Origin of the sequence: Acidilobus saccharovorans 345-15, from assembly GCF_000144915.1 — an archaeon.
GTDB classification, from domain to species: Archaea; Thermoproteota; Thermoprotei_A; order Sulfolobales; family Acidilobaceae; genus Acidilobus; species Acidilobus saccharovorans.
Window position 1 is genome coordinate 76,648 of the sequence record NC_014374.1, and the last position, 15,600, is coordinate 92,247.

Consider the following 15,600-nt stretch of genomic DNA (forward strand, 5'->3'; position numbering starts at 1 on the left):
AGCCCTGCCAGGCGACGGGAAGAAGAAAATTAAATAAAAATATAAAAATAATAAAAAGAAAAAGTTGGTTAAGTTAGGGCCCTCAGAACTTGGCGAAGGCCACGTATGCTATCAGGGCCAGGGCTATTATGGCGACTATCAGCGCGCCGAGGCTGTAGGTCGCGGCCGAGGCCGCCGTTGAGGCCGCGCTGTGGGCCTCACTCTCAGCGCCTGAGGCCGTGCTGCTGAGAGAGCTGAGCGTTGAGCTCATGCTTGTGACAGTGCTGCTTATTGAGCTTACTGTGCTGCTCACGCTGTTAAGGGTTGAGCTCATGCTTGTCACGGTTGAGCTTATGGAGCTGACAGTGCTGCTCATTGAGCTTACTGTGCTGCTGAGCGAGCTGAGGCTCGAGGCCACGCTGCTTATCGTTGAGGCGGCAGAGCTCACTGTGCTGTTGACGCTCTGCAGCGACGAGTATATGCCGCTGAGGTCGCTGGCCACGGTGTTAACGGTGCCCTTTATGGACTCCACGTTGCTTGCTATGGCGCCCAGCTGGCCTCCCAGGTTAGTTATGTCGGTCTCCAGCGTGTTGAGCGAGGCGTTCACCGCGCTGAAGTTGCCAGCTATGTAGCCGCTCAGCGTGGACTCAGCGGTGCCTATCTCTGATGAGAGCATTGAGGCCTCGGAGGCTATGGTTGAGTTGAGGCTCGAGACCTTGGTTGAGAGGCCGCTGAGCATTGAGGCCATGGAGGCGTAGTCCTTGGCTATCGTGGCGTTGAGGCCTGAGACCTGGGTTGAGAGGCCGCTCAGCTGCGATGAGAGGCCCGCGTACTCGCTCCTGACCGTTGAGTTGAGTCCCTGCAGCAGCGAGCCTATCTGGCTCTCGAACTTGTTGAGGGCAGCCTGTATAGCGGTTGTGTTGACCTGCACTACGCCAGTCGCCGCGGCCGCCTCGCCCGTGAACTGCTCGCCAGTGAATATGTACGTGGCAGTCTGCGTCACGGTCACAGCCAGGGTCCCTCCGGTCACGTTGCTCGGCAGTACTATGAAGTACACGTAGTAGCCCGGTATCGTGGTCACGTACATTATGTCTGAGGACGGCAGCTGCTCCACGCCGGTCGGCGTGCTTATGTATGCAGCAATGACAGGCTTCGAGAGCACGAAGAAGTCGGAGGTGTAGGTCACCGGCAGGCCGAGCACCGGCACCTCGGTGGGCACCAGCACCTCAACCGGGGAGCCGCTGGCCGAGGCAGGCGCCACTACCTGCACCTGCACTGGGTACGCTGGCAGGGTCTGCACGAAGTAGAGCGTCACCTCGCCCGGCGCTATGGTCCTGGTCACTGTGACCGGCGGTATGGCTGTCTGCGGCACGTATGGTCCAGTTATGCTCTCGCTTATCGTGTTGTAGCCTGGGCAGAGCTGCAGCGTCACGCCAGCCTGCAGGGTTGAGCCCACGCCAGTGAGCTGCAAGTTGAACAGGGTGCCGTTGATTATGTAGCCTATGGGTACCTGCACTAACGCCAGGCCGCACAGAGTGGTTACATTTATGTACACGGGCAGTGAGTACGGGTTCTTCAGCGTCTGCGTGGTGTTGTAGCTTATCGGCGAGCCGAAGATGTACTCGGTGAACGGCGTGCCTACAAGGGTCAGCAGGTAGCCTGGGCTCGTGAGCAGAGGCGACAGCTTGACTATCACGCTTCCGTTGTAGTGCGTGAAGTTGGTCAGCAGGTAGCCTATCGAATACTGCCCAACGAGTATGTCAGCGGCCCTCGCCACGAAGACGCCGGTGTAGCTCGGGGTTGAGCCCGCCTGCACTGAGGCGTTGTATATGCTTATGTTGTACGCGTAGTCGTAGGCGTTAGGTATGTACGCCGCGGTTCCCGGCAGGTTCGGCACTGGCACGTTGTAGAACACTCCGTAGCCTCCGGCGTACCAGGTGCCGCTGAACGCCTTGTCGTCGAACGGGGTTACCTGGGATATGTTCACTCCTGCGAAGTAGTACTCCGACAGCGACGGCGAGGACATGTTGAACTGCAGGACCACGGTGCCGTACTTGCCTGTGCTCACGTTGGCAGTGAAGCCTGCGCCTGCGACCACTACTGTGCTTATCTCGCCCTCCGAGGCGGGTATGAGCGGCGCGGTCATGTTAGTTATGTACTGGGTTGCCTCGTATGGGTACTTCAGCAGGAAGCTCGGCAGCATCACCTGGCCGAGCAGCCCGGTGACTATGGGCGTTGGGCCGAAGACCTCAGGCGTCGGGTTGACGTATACTATGGCGTTGCCGGAGTGCTCGCTTATGGGCACCGTGAAGCCGCTGGCGTTCGTGGTCAGGGACGTGTAGGTCGGGTTCGCCACGGTTACAGGGTAGGTGCCTGGGGCCTTTGAGAACACATTGAGGTAGAGGCTGCCGCTCACAGGCACCTGGCTTATGTAGGCGAAGTCGCCGTACGTGTCAGCTGCCACCAGGGAGCTGCTGAGCGGCGCCAGCGTTGAGGAGTACGTCGAGTACGTCATGACTGGGTACTCGGCCGGCGCCAGGGACGTGGTGAAGCCGAAGCCCCTCACGAGCAGGTAGTTGCCGAGCAGCAGGTAGTTGCCAGTGGCGGTGGTATTGAAGTAGAACATGCCGTACCTGTTGCTGGTGAAGACCTGGTAGAACGGGTACACCGGGACGCCTGCTTTATTGTACCAGAGCGTGTCGTTGGCTATGAAGTTGTACGGGCTTATGGTCCCTGACACCACTATCGGCGAGTAGTGCAGCTCGTACTCGAGGCCCAGGTAGGAGAGCGGGTAGTAGGGCGCGTTGGGTATGAGGCCATAGAATGACCCGGAGCCGCTTAGCGGCGACACTATGTACGTGAACGAGTAGTTGGCGAAGGTTAAGCCAAGGGACTCAACGAAGTAGCCGCTTGAGGTGTAGAAGCTCTCTGAGTTCTCCTCGGCCGGGTAGAGGTACGGGCTGGTCGGCAGGAGCGTGTCGTTGCCTATGGCCGCCACCGCGGCGAAAGTGGTGTCCTCAGGCACGTCGTAGATTTCGAAGGTAAGCATGTCGCCTGGGTTGAGCTGGCCTGTTGGACCGGCAACGCCTGGGCTCTCTGAGACTACCTCAAAGCTCGGGAATATGTTCAGGGTCCCGTAGGTCGTGTTTGGCGTGAAGAGGCCGTAGGGCCTGAAGGTCGACGGGCTCACGCCGTAGTTCGTGAGGCTGTAGTTCACTGGGCTGAAGGTCACGCTGCCAGTGCCGTAGGTGTAGGTGCCGCTGGGCTCAAGCTTCACGTACGCGGTGCTGCTCGTCCCGATGGTTATCGATGTCGCGCTGCTAATTACGTTGAGCTGGAAGGCGCTCATGTTGAAGTAGCTTGTCATAGCGCCCGACTTGAGGTGGACGGCGTTTGTGAGGGCCGGCAGTATTATGCTACCCGAGAGGAGGGTGCCGGATATGCCCAGCGAGGGCGGGGTCGCGCTGGAGTTTAGACTGACTGAGCTGAAGACGTCTGACGATGTGGTTGGGTAGTTACCCCCTATCAGGAGAGACCCGGTCGTCACGCTGAAGTTCGAGAAGGAGCCATATAGGTCGTAGTCCATTTTGTTGCTCACTACGTCGCTTATTATGCCTGAGGCGAACTGGTTGGCGCCAGTGACGTTGAGGAAGGCCTTGTTGGCCGTTGTCACCTGGGCTATTGGCACGTAGCTCAGGTTGTTCATCGGCTTAATTGTGACTTTTATCATTGGCTTTATGGTCAGGTTGAATGGCCCAGCCGCTATCGCTGGCGCTGAGCCTCCATACTGCACGGGCGCGGCCGTCGAGTACTTAAGGTAGACGAGGGCCCATCCCTGGGTGATCAGGTCTTTGAGCACCGTGGTTTCCTTAGTTGCCCCTGCGGAGAGGGCGTCCTCTGAGGAGCCGTTGGTGCTCAGGCTCCAGAGGAAGTTGTACACGTCACCGGCTGATATGGTAATGTTGCCTATCACTGCCGTCACGTTGCTGGTCGAGAAGGCGGGAGTTATAGCGACGTCGCCGTAGTAGACGTTTGGCAAGCCGTTGGCGGAGAGGTATATGTGGGCCTCAGCTCCCTCGTAAGCTGGCGACAGGTTGAAGGCGAACTCGACCATGCCGTTGACGCTGACCTCCTTGGTGAATACCTTGCCAGTTCCTGGCTGCAGCGAGTAGGCCTTGGCTGCCGCCGCCCCCAGCAGGGGGGCGAGCAGCACCAGGGCCAGGACTACCGCTGCTAGGGCCTTATACGATCTCAACATGGCTCACCTATGCTTGGCCAGACTACTTGGTCTCCATTGAGGTATTTAAGAAGTAACACCCGGGTATGCGGCACATAGAATCCCACCTGTGGGATAGGGGTTATGCGCCCGCCCTGGAGAGGGACTTCAGCCCTCGGGGGCCACCAGGTAGATAATACCGAGCCTCCCCTCGGCCCTCACTTCAACGCTGCCCTCAAGGGGCCGCGGCGAGAGCCCCAGGTACATGTTGCCCCCCGCCTTGAAGGCGACCAGGTAGGCGGTGCCGTTAACCTCAGCGCATGAGATGACCGTAACGTTGAGCTGGGTCACGTTAACCTCCACGAAGGCCCCCTCCAGGGCCAGGGCAGCCCACGCTATAAGCTTGGCCGGGGCCTCAAAGGCAGTAACCTCGCCGCCGGCCTCGCTGGCCACCTCCATTGCCCTGAGCGAGTAGTTGTAGGCCCCTAAAGCGTAGGCGGACCCCTGGCCCCCCTCAAGGAGCTCCGCCTCGGCCCTTTCTAGCAGGCCCACCGCCTGGCCCAGGTAGGCGTAGGCCTGCACGGAGGCCCCTCCGGCGGCCGCGTCCTCCTGGGCCTCGGAGTAGAGCTCCCCCATCCTCAGGGAGGCCATCATCAGGGAGCCGCTCAGGTTGCTTACGAGCGGGGCCAGCGACGAGATGAGCTCGACGGGCCCGCCGCCTGTTACCCCCTGGGTGAGGGCCTCGGCCCTTGAGGCGTAGGCTTCAGCCTCGCTGTAGTTCCCCTCTGCGGCGTAGCCCGCCGCCTCGGAGTCAAGGTAAAGGGCCCCGCCCAGGTCCCTCCAGTCAGCTGAAGCCTGGGAGGCCCACGAGCCCACCTGGCTCACCTGGTCAAGGGCCTCGGCCTGGAGCCCCCGCAGGGGCGCGCTGGCGTTTACTATTGCCTCCACGTCCCTCGAGGCCGCCAGGAGCGTCGCGTTGAGCCACGGCAGGTTGGGCGTCCCCCTCACGGCGGCTGAGTAGTTGCCTATCCCCGCCGCCTTGGCCGCGGAGGCGTTGGCCAGGATTAAGGCGCCGCTGTAGTTGCCCAGGTATGCCTGCCCCAGGGCCTCCCCGAGCAGAAGGGATGACCATGCAGCGTAGCTCAGCTCGCCGAGGTCAGCGACGGCCTGGGAGAGCTGCTGGGCCAGGCTGGGGTCCTTTGAGTAGGCCACGTCCTTCAAGCCGACAACGTAAGGGGCCGCCTCCCAGAGGTAGCCAGTAGCGTTGGCCAGGGCGCCGCCCGCCTGGGGGCCCGTGACGTTGAAGGCCTCGGCGTCCATGAGCAGCGACATGGAGAGCAGCATGGTGGCGTTAGCGGCCTCCTTAAGGTAGGGGACGTACTTCGACGGCGGGGTCGGGTACTGGTTCACGGCGTAGTTTATGTAGCCGTCGAGCGAGGCTATGGCAGCGCTGACGTTTCCCAGCAGCTCCCTCACGGGGGCGCTGACGTATATGTAGTAAGTCGTGGCGTCCTGGAGGGCCTCATCCGCGAGCTGCTGGGAGGCCGAGGAGTACTCAAGGGTCAGGCCGTCGTTGCCGCCTATGTAAGCCGTTATGGCCAGGGACGTGTTCCCAAGGGCCTCGTAGTCGAGCATGGCCAGCTCTGAGGCCTGGGCGCGGGAGGCCCTGGCTATGGAGGCCGAGAGGCTCAGGTTCGCCCCGCTCCCGTTAACTACGGCCACGAGCTCGCCCAGGGCGGAGGCCAGGGACTCAAGCGAGGCCGTCGCGCTCCTGACGTAGGGGCCCTGGGGGGAGGCGTTGACGTAGTTGATTAGCTTAAGGGCGCTGGAGAGCGCTGCGTTGCTGAAAGCTGGCGTCGCCCCAGTTGACATCCTGCCCAGGGCCTGCTCTACGAGCAGGTAGGTCTGGTTCAGGTAGCCCATGGCCTGGCTCAGGTTCTCATAGGCGGCCTGGAGGCCTAGGCTCACGTTGACGCCCGGGAGCCGCTGGGCCACAGCAACGATGTCAGCCAGGGCCCGGCTTATGTTGCCCTCCAGCTGCCCAGGCCTGAGGCTCGGGGCGCTGCAGTTCCCGGGCTCCCTCAGCAGGTACTCCTCCTCGAGGGCCCCCTGCAGGCACGAGAGGGCCGAGGAGGCGTTTGAGAGCTCCTTCATTATGACCGCGTACGTGGAGTTCAGGGCGCTGGTCTCGTTGGCGGCCCTGGCCAGGAGCCCCTCGGCGAGGCTTAAGTTGGCTGAGACCTGGGCGGCCACCCGCTCCCTGAAGCTCATGTTGAGGAGCGGCTGCAGCTGCTGGGCGCTCCTGTTTATGAGGGCCAGCAGCGAGTAGAGCTCGACCAGCTGCCCCGGCGACGTGACGTTGGCGCTTGACACGAGCAGGTAGAGCTCCTCAGCCTCGCTGTACATGTTTGCCCTGGCCTCGCCGCTTGCCGTGGCGTTCAGTTCCAGCACGTCGCGCTGGGCCAGGGAGAGAAGCTGGGCCAGCCCCTCCGACAGGCCAGACGATGACATGGCCGCCGAGTACCCGCTGGCAAGCCCAAGGCCCCTGAGGCTCACGCCCAGGGAGCCGCTGTAGTTGCCCTGGGACAGCAGCGCGTAGGCCTTGGCAGCGTAGGACTCCAGCGCAGAAGAGTACGTGGAGTTGAAGCGGAGCGAGGAGGCAAGGTACTCCAGCACCGCCAGGTATCCCGCGGCCTCCGCCCAGGGGGCGGGCCTCGGGGACTGGGCCCTGAGGTACAGGTATGAGGCCTCCATCACGCGCAGGCTCAGCTCCTCCGCGCCGGTGTAGTTGCCCTCGGCGTACAGCTGGAGGGCCCTGGAGAGCGTGGCGTTGAGGGAGCTCACGTTAGCCCCGTAGGCCCTCAGCACTGAGAGGTCGGTCGAGGCTGCGCTCAGCTGAGGGGGCGGCGAGGAGGCCGGGAGCGACAGGGGGACTGCTGCCAACAAGATGAGCAGGAGCAGTGAAGCCGCGAGCAGCTGCCTGGGCCTCAAGCGGTTCACCTCCTGGTCACGGCCACGGAGACGGCTATGGCCAAAGCCACCAGGACCACCACTATTGTGACGTACCTGAAGACGTCCGACGTGGGCTTCGGCGTCGTCGTGGTTGTCGGAGTGGTAGTGGTTGTCGTGGGGCTGGTCGTCGTTGATGTAGTGGCTGTAGTAGTTGTAGACGTGGTTGTGGTTACGGGCTTAGTCGAGGTTGTCGTGGTGGTAGTGGTTGTTGTGATCGTGGTTGTCGTGCTAGTCGTTGTCGTGGTAGTTGTAGTCGTAGTCGTTGATGTGGTCGTCACGGGCTGCGGGGTCACGTAGAGCGTGAGGTTGCCCGGCCCGGCCAGCAGGGTCGTCACGTTTACCAGGGTCGCGTTGGCGCCTGAGTAGTAGACCAGCACGCTGCCGTTGGCCACGCTCACGTAGGTCCTGTAGGGGAGGTACATCCAGTAGGCGGCCACCGCCCCCTGGACTGAGCGGGGGGCAGGTAGACGCTCACGTTAACCGTGCCTGGGCTGAGCACCGAGACCTGCAGGGTGCCGTTTGAGTACTCAGCGTAGAGGCTCCCGACTCCCTGCTCATAGGCCGCATACGAGTAGGGCTCAGCGCACAGCGGCAGCTTAAGGAGCTGCGGGGCGGAGGTCACGTTGAAGCTCAACGCCTCCACCGCGCCGACGTAGCTCACTTCAACCTGGGCGTGGACTACGGGCAGGAGGACAGCCGCGATGACTATCAGCAGGACCGCCCACCTAATCATCGCTTAAGCCCGGGGGAGCTGGGCCGGGGCGACTATTATTTCTAAAGGTTATCCGGCGAAGGTTAACGGGTCTTGCCTGAGGAGCTCCCTGAGCACCACCGTGGCGTACATGCCCCTGCCCAGCGAGAACTCAAGCCACTCGCCCGAGAGGCCCAGCCCCCTGACCTCCATGAAGGAGTCCCTCACCATGTCCCTGGCCCTTATGCTGAGCTCGCTGGAGGCCAGCTCACTGACCCCCTCCTCATTCATAACATCCCTGCAGGCCCCCTCGGCCCTTGAGGCGCTGGAGGGCACCACTATCCTCTCCGGCACCTCGTTGGCCTCAAGGTACCTTGAGAGGCACAGGTTAAACAGGTAGGACTGGTATGCCTCAACGAAGAAGCTGAGGGGCATGGGGTACCTCCTCATCGCCCTGGCGGGGTCCCCGCTCCTGAGCAGCTCCCTGAGCACCCTGGCCTCGGGCCAGAGGCTGCGAGGGGCGGCCTCCAGGGCCTCCCTGTACATGCCCCTGTCGTAGAGCTCCCTGAACTCCCTCCAGGCCTCGGGCTCGCCGCTGAAGGGCCTCCCGAGGAGGAGGTCCAGGGCCTCCCTCAGGTTCCCCCTGACTATGGCCCTGCCCACCGTGTGGCTGTTGGGCCTCACGAGGCCAAACCGCTGGTAGCCGAAGTAAGCGGGAAGCCTCTTAGCTGAGGCCAGGGCCGAGACCCTCCTGGCCAGCTCGTCGAGCCTCTGGGTGACCACCCTTATTGAGAACCTGTTGCCCGTGTGCTCAACCCTCCTGTCGTGGTCCCCCAGGTACCTGACCTCGACGCCGCCCCGCCTGGCCTCCCTGACCCTCGGGCTGCCCCCAACCGTGTAGACCAGCTGGCATGTAACCGCGTTGGAGTCCTTGATGCCAATCACGTGGGGCCTGGAGCCCAGGAGCCTTGAGGCGAGCCTCATTGCTGTGGAGTGGTCAACCCCAACCTTGGTCAGAAGGTAAACGTGCATGTTGCCCGAGCCGCTGGGCCTGAACTCCGTGCACGGCGCCCCGGCCACCTCCTCGACAACCCTGAAGCCGTCGGGCCTCGGCACCTGGGCCCCCAGCGGGCCCCAGTCGAAGTCAAGGTAGTAGTAAGGCATTCCCAGCATGACGTCAATGTAGTATGGGCTCCTCCTCATGCCCTATCATGTGAGGCGTAGGGGCCAGGCCTTTAAGCTCGGAGCGCATCAAGGCCTGGGAGAGCCATGTACGTCGCCGCCCTGCTGCTTGCAACGGGCGTTGCCCTGCTCCTCTGGCACGCGGCCTCGGCGCTGGCATACTATGCCTTAATGTTAAGGAGGTCGAGGGCCTACAGGCCGCCGAAGGGCGCCTTCAGCGGCACGGTCACGGTTGTCATACCAACCTACAACGAGTCCAAGATAATAAGGGGGAAGCTCGACAACGTGGCGTCGCAGTGGGACCCCTCGAGGCTTGAGATAATAGTCGTTGACTCCAGCACGGACGGCACCGCTGACGAGGTCGAGAGGTGGTCCAGGGGGAGGGGGCTCCCAGTCAAGGTGCTTAGGGAGGCCTCCAGGTCGGGCAAGCACGCCGCCGAGAACTGGGCCCTCAGGGAGGCCAGGGGCGACGTCGTCGTCTTTACTGACGCTGACTGTGAGTGGTCCCCCGGCTCGCTTCGCTCGGCCCTCTCATCACTTGCCGCCCCAGGCGTCGGCCTCGTGACCTGCATAAAGGAGCCCCCGAGGGGGGTTGAGGGCACCTACAGGTCCCTCTACAACGTGCTCAGGCTTGGGGAGAGCCAGGCGCACAGCACCCCCATAGCCCACGGCGAGCTCCTCGCCGTGAGGAGGGACCTAGCAACTAAGCTTGGAGGCCTCAGGCCCGGCGCTGACGACAGCGACCTGGCGCACAGGGTCGCGATGGAGGGCCTCAGGTCAATAGCGCTGCCCGACGCCGTCTGCAGGGAGTACGTGCCCGGCAGGGGCTACTTCAGGTGGAAGCTCAGGAGGGCCCAGCACCTGGTCGAGCACATGGCCAGGGCCTCCAGGGACCTGCCGAGGGCCCCCAAGGGCTACAGGGCCGTCCTGGCGTGGGAGTCGTTCCTTCACCTCGTGAACCCCTGGCTGGCCCTGGCGTCGCTCGCGTCGCTGGTGGCTTCAGCCGCGCTGGGCTCGCTGCCGGCGGCCGTGGTCCTGGCGCTGATAGCCGCCTCCATGACTTTAGGCATGGCCAGGACCTGGGCCCTGGAGCAGCTGTTCCTGGTGACGGCCATGGTAAAGAACCTCAGGGGAAGGGAGTACGTCTGGGAGAAGGTGGAGAAGCCCGTCAGCCCCTGAGCCTCCTCACGACCAGGGCTATCGCCGCTGCCAGGTAGGCCGCCATGGCAGGCACGGCGTAGAGCACAGGAACGTTGAGGCCGACCAGGCTGAAGTATATTATCACCAGCGATATTGCTGTCCCTATAGCCGGCAGCAGGTGGTGGCTCAGGGCAGTGGCAAGTCCCCTGAGCCTCTCCCTTACGGCCACCCTGGAGAGCGAGATGTTAACGGCCACGTGATAGGCAAGGTTGAGGACGCTCATCACGGTTATCCAGAAGAGGATTCCATAGAGCAGCCCGCGGACCACGCCGTAGAGCTCGACCATGACAGCCTCCGTCAGGAGGGACATGACCACGGCCACCGCGAAGGTGGTTATGCACGCGCTCGAGGGGGAGCCGTACCTCTCATGGACTCTGCATAGGTACCTGGGCAGCAGGCCGTCCCTGGCCAGGGAGAACATGGTCCTCTCGGCGGAGCTGCCGAACACCAGGACTCCAGTGAAGTAGCCGGAAATGGCTATGGCGAGCACCAGGGCTGAGTACGCCCTCCCAGTGTACCTTGAGAACACGGCCACCGCTGGAAGGAAGAGCGACCTGAGGCCCTGAACCCCCGAGGGCGGCACCGAGACCACCAGGGAGTACTCGACGAACGTGTAGAAGGCAGCCATCATTATTATGGCCGCAACTATGGCCTTCCTTATGGTCTCCCTCGGCGCCCTGGCCTCCTCGCCGAAGTTAACTATCGTTGAGTACCCTATGTACGCCGTGTAGGGCCCCGTGAGCACTGCCAGGAAGAAGCCGGCCGGCCCGACGCTTGGCATCGTGAAGGGCTCGAGGCTCAGGTACCTGCTCCTCAGGACTATGACTACGCTTCCAGCGAGTATCGCCGCTATCTGGGCGGCCCCGCTTATCATTGCGACCCTGGCGGAGAGCCTCACGCCGAGGTAGCTCACGGCAAACATGAAGGCCTGCGTCAGGAGGCCCAGGGCCACGAGAAGCGACAGGGGCACCGCTATATTATAGAGGGCCCTGAGGGCCACGTCAAGGATCCAGGCGAGCGCTATGGGAGTTATTATAATTGGCGACAGCTGGGCCAGGAGCTGGGCCATTCCTATGACGCCCGCCACCCTCCTGCCCCATGCGGCCTCGACGAACTTGTAGAAGCCGCCGGCGCTGGAGACCCTAGAGCTGAACTGGTATATGGAGTTCACGTTGGTGAAGACGAGCAGGGCCCCCAGCAGGAACGCTAAGGGCGCCGCCGCCCCAGCGTAGGCTATGGCGTTCCTGGAGACCACAAGGTATATGGAGCCTGGAAGTATGGCGCACACGCTCAGAAAGGCCAGCTGCAGGAACCCCACGGAGTTGCTCCTGAGGCTCATGGTTATCTCTTGCTAGAGAAACCCCCTGGGGGTTTAAATGTGTAAGTTATAACGTCCGTCGCCGAGGCAGGGACCTCAACCCTTAAATAAGCCCTCCCACCATGGTTTCTGGGGCTCACCTTTGGGGTAAAAACATGAACTTAGACGACGTGACAGCCATAGTGCCCGCCTTTAACGAGTCTGAGGGAATAGGGCCCACGGTACAGGAGCTCATAGACGTCGGCATACAGCCGTACAACATAATTGTGGTCGACGGCGGCAGCACCGATGGGACACCTGAAATAGCGTCAAAGCTTGGGGTGAGGGTGGTCAGGCAGAGGGGCAGGGGCAAGGCAGACGCCATAAGGTGCGGCCTTAAGCACGCCAGGACCCCTCTCATACTTGTTATAGATGCTGACCACACGTATCCGGCTAAGTACGTGCCACTTATGGTAAATGCGCTCAAGGAGGGGGGCTACGACGAGGTTATAGGCGTGAGGCCCGGCAGCTCGCAGCCCCTCGTCTACAGGGTCGGCAACGCGCTGCTCACGTGGCTCTTCGACTCCATGTTTGGGGTCAGGCTCAGGGACGTGCTCAGCGGCCTCTACCTGGTGAGGAGGGAGGCCATAGCCGACGCCAACTTTGAGATGGGCGGCTTCAGCGTGGAGAGCGAGATAGCGGCCCACATAGTCTCAACCGGGGGCTCCGTGGGCGAGGTGGACATAGAGTACAGGAAGAGGCTGGGGAGGAAGAAGCTGAGGCCCTGGCACGGCCTCAGCATAGCCCTTGACATGGTCAGGCTCTCATGGAGGTACAACCCGACTAGCACGCTCTTCCTTGCAGGTGCGCTCCTCATGGTGCCCGGCCTGCTGGTGGGCGGCATGACGGCCTACCAGTTCTACTTCATGCACGTTGACCACTTTGTCAACGCCATAATGGCCCTTGTGGTCACGGCAACTGGCTTCAACAGCCTGCTCCTCGGCATACTGAGCATGTACCTGAAGAGGATGGAGTACAGGCTGCTGAAGCACATGAGGTCCATGAAGAGGGGGCAGAGCTCTGGCTAGGACTACCTAACTACATAATAATAGTTGTTAGCCTCCTGTAGGTGAAGAGCACCTGGCACCCCGAGGCCCTCAGCAGAGAAACCTCGCGGTCGTGCCTCTCCTTCATGAGGTAAGCCTCCTCCAGGGAGGGGGCCCTGAGCCAGGGCCTGGTGGGCTGCACAACGGTGCACCCCGGAGGCAGGAGCGAGGGCAGGGGGCTGAGGAGCTGGGTCACAGCTATTACCTTGCCCTCGGGGACTCCCTCGGAGAGCCTGAGCCTGCCGGGGTAATCATCTAGGACCCTGAAGGCCTCCGGGTAGTGCCTCCCCAGCCTTTCAAGCAGCGCCCTGGCCAGGCCATCAATGCCGTTAACTCTGGCCAGTCTCTCGCCGTCATATATGTAAGGCGTCACGCTGAGGCTCCCCGAGAGGCCAAGGGCTATGGAGAGCGAGGCAGCCGCCAGCTCGTCAGCCGACTCAGGGTCGGTCGCTGTCAGGTCAACCACGAGCGACACCTCCCTTGAGCCCTGGGGGTAGAACCTCTTTACCATGAGTTCTCCCCTCCTGGCCGTGGCCCTCCAGTCTATCACCTCGGCCGGCTCGCCGGGCTGCAGCCTCTCGGTCCACGCGTAGTCCTCGCCCCTAGGCAGCGTGTAGGGGGCCTCGAAAGCCGTAGTCCCCTGGCCTCCCATTGCCCCTGCCCCGGCCAGGGCCGCGACCGCCAGCGGCAGGAACCTGGGGCTCGCCGACGCCCTGACGGGCGGCCTCACGGGGTCCTCCCAGGAGGCCTCGAAGAGGCCAAGGGGGGACCTCAGCGTGAACCTGACAAAGGAGAGGAGATAGCTGCCAGCGTGGGGGCAGCTGAGCCTAAGCAGGGAGCCGCCCTCGCCCGCCTCAAGCCCGGCCACCAGCTGATCCTTGACTAGGTTGCCCCTGAGCCTTCCGTGCGACAAGGCTACTGTGGCCCCGGAGCCCGCGGAGCACGCCACCTCGCCCTGCGAGGGCCTGAGGGTCGTGGGCCTTGACGACGCCACGAGGACTGCCAGGTCCGCAAGGGACGCCAGGGCCAGGAGGACCCCCAAGGCGACGAGTAAGTAGGCCCCCACGGCAATGCCTATAACCAACAGGGAGGCCGAGAGGGCCAGGACGCCGGCTCCCCTTGAGGTGGCCCCTATCAACTTCAGCCCCTCGGCACGGGCACCCTCTCAAGGACTGACCTTATGAGTGAGTCCGGGGAGAGCCCCTCGCTGACAGCCACCCTGTGCCTCAGCACCGGGAGGGCCACAGCCTTAACGTCGTCTGGGGTCACGAAGTCCCTGCCCTCCATGAGGGCCTTAGCCCTTGACATGCGGTAGAGCCAGAGGGACGCCCTGACGCTCAGGGGCTCCGCCAGGTTCGACCTCCTGAGCTCGTCTATGATGTTAACCATGTACTCGGCCACCGAGTCGTCAACCCTGATACGTTTGACCGCCTCCTGAGCCTCCACCATGTCCTTAAGGCTGGCCACGGCCTTTATCTGGGGCGACATAAGCTCGTCTGCCATCCTTATGATCTTCAGCTCCTCCTCCTTCCGCGGAGCCCCCACCTCAACCTTGGCCGCAAACCTGTCCACCTGGGTTGCCGTGAGCGGGAAGACGCCTCCCGTGTCCCTGGGGACCTGGGTGGCTATCACCAGGAAGGGCCTCGGAAGCTGGTGCGTGTTGACGTCAACCGTAACCTGGCCCTCGGCCATGGCCTCGAGCAGGGCGCTCTGGGTCCTCGGGGTCGCCCTGTTGAGCTCGTCAACGAGGACCACGTTAGCAAATATGGGGCCCGGCCTGAACCTGAACTCCCCCTTGGCCTGGTCCCACACCATTGCCCCTATCACGTCGGAGGGCAGCAGGTCGGAGGTCATCTGGACCCTCTTGAACTGTCCCCCCATTGCCTGGGCCAGGAGCTTGGCCAGCGTCGTCTTGCCCACCCCTGGGGGGCCCTCAAGGAGCACGTGCCCCTCGGCCAGTATGGCTGCCAGGGCGGTGTCGAGGGCCTCGTCGTTGCCCGCGTAGTAGGTCCTCACGGCGGACCTTATGGCGCTTACCACGTCCCTTGCCCTGCCTAAGTCCAAGGCCTACCCCCCTCTTGGTCAGGGCCTTGAGTTAAAATTCTGAGCTGCCCTAACGCTTTAAATTTTCGGAGGACAAGGACCTCAGTGGCGGGCCCGTAGCTCAGCCAGGTTAGAGCGGCGGGCTCCAGACCCGTAGGTCGGGGGTTCGAGTCCCTCCGGGCCCACCACATGGGGCCTCGGGCCCCGGATCACTTTGACTTGTTCCTCTCCCTCACGCAGCGGCCCAGCCCCTTAGCTATCTGAAGGAGTATCCAGAGCGAGGTCCCAACGTCGGGGTCCCTGAGCCTGTAGCCCATGCCGAGGGCCCCATATCTGCGCTCCTCCGTTATGTCAACCCTTCCGAGGGCCGTCACGGCACAGGATGTGAGGTCCTGCACCGAGTTCTGGGCCAGGGCTATGTCATCAGGTGGGACCCTGGAGACGCCATAGCTAACAGAGGCCAGCAGAGCCATGAGCCTCATCAACGCCGGGTCGGTGGCGGCTGAGAGGAACGAGTCCTCTGCCTTGTCCGCAAGGTAGGAGATCATGCCCAGCAGGCCGCTCCTCTTCAGCTTTACTATGGCGTCGAGGAGCTCCACCACGGCAACGGTTCCGACGTCAACGGGTGGGGGAGGCGGAAGTATCACAGGCTGCGGCGCCTGGGGCTTGGCCGCCTGCTGGGCCGCTGGGGCGGGAGGCTTGGCTGCCCCTGGGGCTGGCTTGGCGGCCTGGGGCGCCGCAGCTGCCTGGGGCCTTGCCTGCGACTGCGCTGCAGGCTTCTGAGCCGCCTGAGGCGTGGCCTTGTCCTGTGGACCCTGCTGGGACAAGCGCACGTCACCTGGCCCCTCAGGTCATGTTTTAGAATTTATGCTTT

11 protein-coding genes and 1 tRNA gene are annotated in these 15,600 nt (G+C 62.9%); 3 read left to right on the plus strand and 9 right to left on the minus strand.

Features of this window, described 5'->3' with window-relative positions; translation table 11 throughout:
- Window positions 1-82: 82 nt before the first annotated feature.
- The 5 genes from ASAC_RS00360 to truD all read right to left on the minus strand — a co-directional run bounded on the left by ASAC_RS00360 (window position 83) and on the right by truD (window position 9,101).
- The gene (locus ASAC_RS00360) at window positions 83-4,234 is read right to left on the minus strand and encodes a hypothetical protein (RefSeq protein WP_048812687.1); all 4,152 of its coding nucleotides are present in this window, start codon (window positions 4,232-4,234) and stop codon (window positions 83-85) included.
- A gap of 129 nt (window positions 4,235-4,363) precedes the next feature.
- Window positions 4,364-7,186 carry a hypothetical protein gene (locus ASAC_RS00365; RefSeq protein WP_013265995.1) on the minus strand — a complete coding sequence of 941 codons (2,823 nt, stop codon included), beginning with the start codon at window positions 7,184-7,186 and terminating at the stop codon, window positions 4,364-4,366.
- Between the two features lie 5 nt (window positions 7,187-7,191).
- Window positions 7,192-7,644 carry a hypothetical protein gene (locus ASAC_RS07895; protein ID WP_193760157.1) on the minus strand — a complete coding sequence of 151 codons (453 nt, stop codon included), beginning with the start codon at window positions 7,642-7,644 and terminating at the stop codon, window positions 7,192-7,194.
- Complete coding sequence (locus ASAC_RS00375; RefSeq protein WP_013265996.1) at window positions 7,602-7,940, minus strand: hypothetical protein; 339 nt, start codon at window positions 7,938-7,940, stop codon at window positions 7,602-7,604. Before ASAC_RS00375 ends, ASAC_RS07895 begins: the two co-directional genes overlap by 43 nt.
- A gap of 48 nt (window positions 7,941-7,988) precedes the next feature.
- Window positions 7,989-9,101, minus strand: coding sequence for a tRNA pseudouridine(13) synthase TruD (gene truD / locus ASAC_RS00380; protein WP_013265997.1), 1,113 nt, complete (start codon window positions 9,099-9,101; stop codon window positions 7,989-7,991).
- 66 nt (window positions 9,102-9,167) lie between these two features.
- On the opposite strand from truD, the gene ASAC_RS00385 reads away from it, so the two are divergent.
- A complete protein-coding gene (locus ASAC_RS00385; protein ID WP_013265998.1) occupies window positions 9,168-10,259 on the plus strand; it encodes a glycosyltransferase in 1,092 nt (363 codons plus the stop codon).
- Here the strand turns inward: ASAC_RS00385 and ASAC_RS00390 are convergent.
- Window positions 10,249-11,619: an APC family permease gene (locus ASAC_RS00390; RefSeq protein ID WP_013265999.1), complete on the minus strand. Its 1,371-nt coding sequence runs from the start codon at window positions 11,617-11,619 to the stop codon at window positions 10,249-10,251. The two genes, ASAC_RS00385 and ASAC_RS00390, sit on opposite strands and share 11 nt — an antisense overlap.
- Before the next feature lie 134 nt (window positions 11,620-11,753).
- Here ASAC_RS00390 and ASAC_RS00395 point away from each other — a divergent pair, with 134 nt between their 5' ends.
- Entirely contained in the window at window positions 11,754-12,665 is a 912-nt protein-coding gene (locus ASAC_RS00395) for a glycosyltransferase family 2 protein (protein WP_013266000.1), read from the plus strand.
- A 10-nt stretch (window positions 12,666-12,675) separates the two neighbouring features.
- On the opposite strand, the gene ASAC_RS00400 is transcribed toward ASAC_RS00395, so the two are convergent.
- Together ASAC_RS00400 and ASAC_RS00405 are read right to left on the minus strand one after the other, a co-directional pair.
- Window positions 12,676-13,821, minus strand: a complete 1,146-nt coding sequence (locus ASAC_RS00400; protein ID WP_013266001.1) for a DUF58 domain-containing protein — start codon at window positions 13,819-13,821, stop codon at window positions 12,676-12,678.
- A 2-nt stretch (window positions 13,822-13,823) separates the two neighbouring features.
- Window positions 13,824-14,747, minus strand: a complete 924-nt coding sequence (locus tag ASAC_RS00405) for an AAA family ATPase (RefSeq protein WP_013266002.1) — start codon at window positions 14,745-14,747, stop codon at window positions 13,824-13,826.
- Between the two features lie 89 nt (window positions 14,748-14,836).
- Here ASAC_RS00405 and ASAC_RS00410 point away from each other — a divergent pair.
- Window positions 14,837-14,914 (plus strand) — tRNA-Trp (locus ASAC_RS00410).
- Between the two features lie 21 nt (window positions 14,915-14,935).
- Here ASAC_RS00410 and ASAC_RS00415 read toward each other — a convergent pair.
- Entirely contained in the window at window positions 14,936-15,553 is a 618-nt protein-coding gene (locus ASAC_RS00415) for a helical membrane plugin domain-containing protein (protein ID WP_013266003.1), read from the minus strand.
- Between the last annotated feature and the right edge of the window lie 47 nt (window positions 15,554-15,600).

Excerpts from the sequence above, each read along its gene's own strand:
- ASAC_RS00375 (WP_013265996.1), bottom strand. The coding sequence starts at position 7,940 with ATGATTAGGTGGGCGGTCCTGCTGATAGTCATCGCGGCTGTCCTCCTG.
- truD (WP_013265997.1), bottom strand. The coding sequence starts at position 9,101 with ATGAGGAGGAGCCCATACTACATTGACGTCATGCTGGGAATGCCTTAC.
- ASAC_RS00385 (WP_013265998.1), top strand. The coding sequence starts at position 9,168 with ATGTACGTCGCCGCCCTGCTGCTTGCAACGGGCGTTGCCCTGCTCCTC.
- ASAC_RS00390 (WP_013265999.1), bottom strand. The coding sequence starts at position 11,619 with ATGAGCCTCAGGAGCAACTCCGTGGGGTTCCTGCAGCTGGCCTTTCTG.
- ASAC_RS00395 (WP_013266000.1), top strand. The coding sequence starts at position 11,754 with ATGAACTTAGACGACGTGACAGCCATAGTGCCCGCCTTTAACGAGTCT.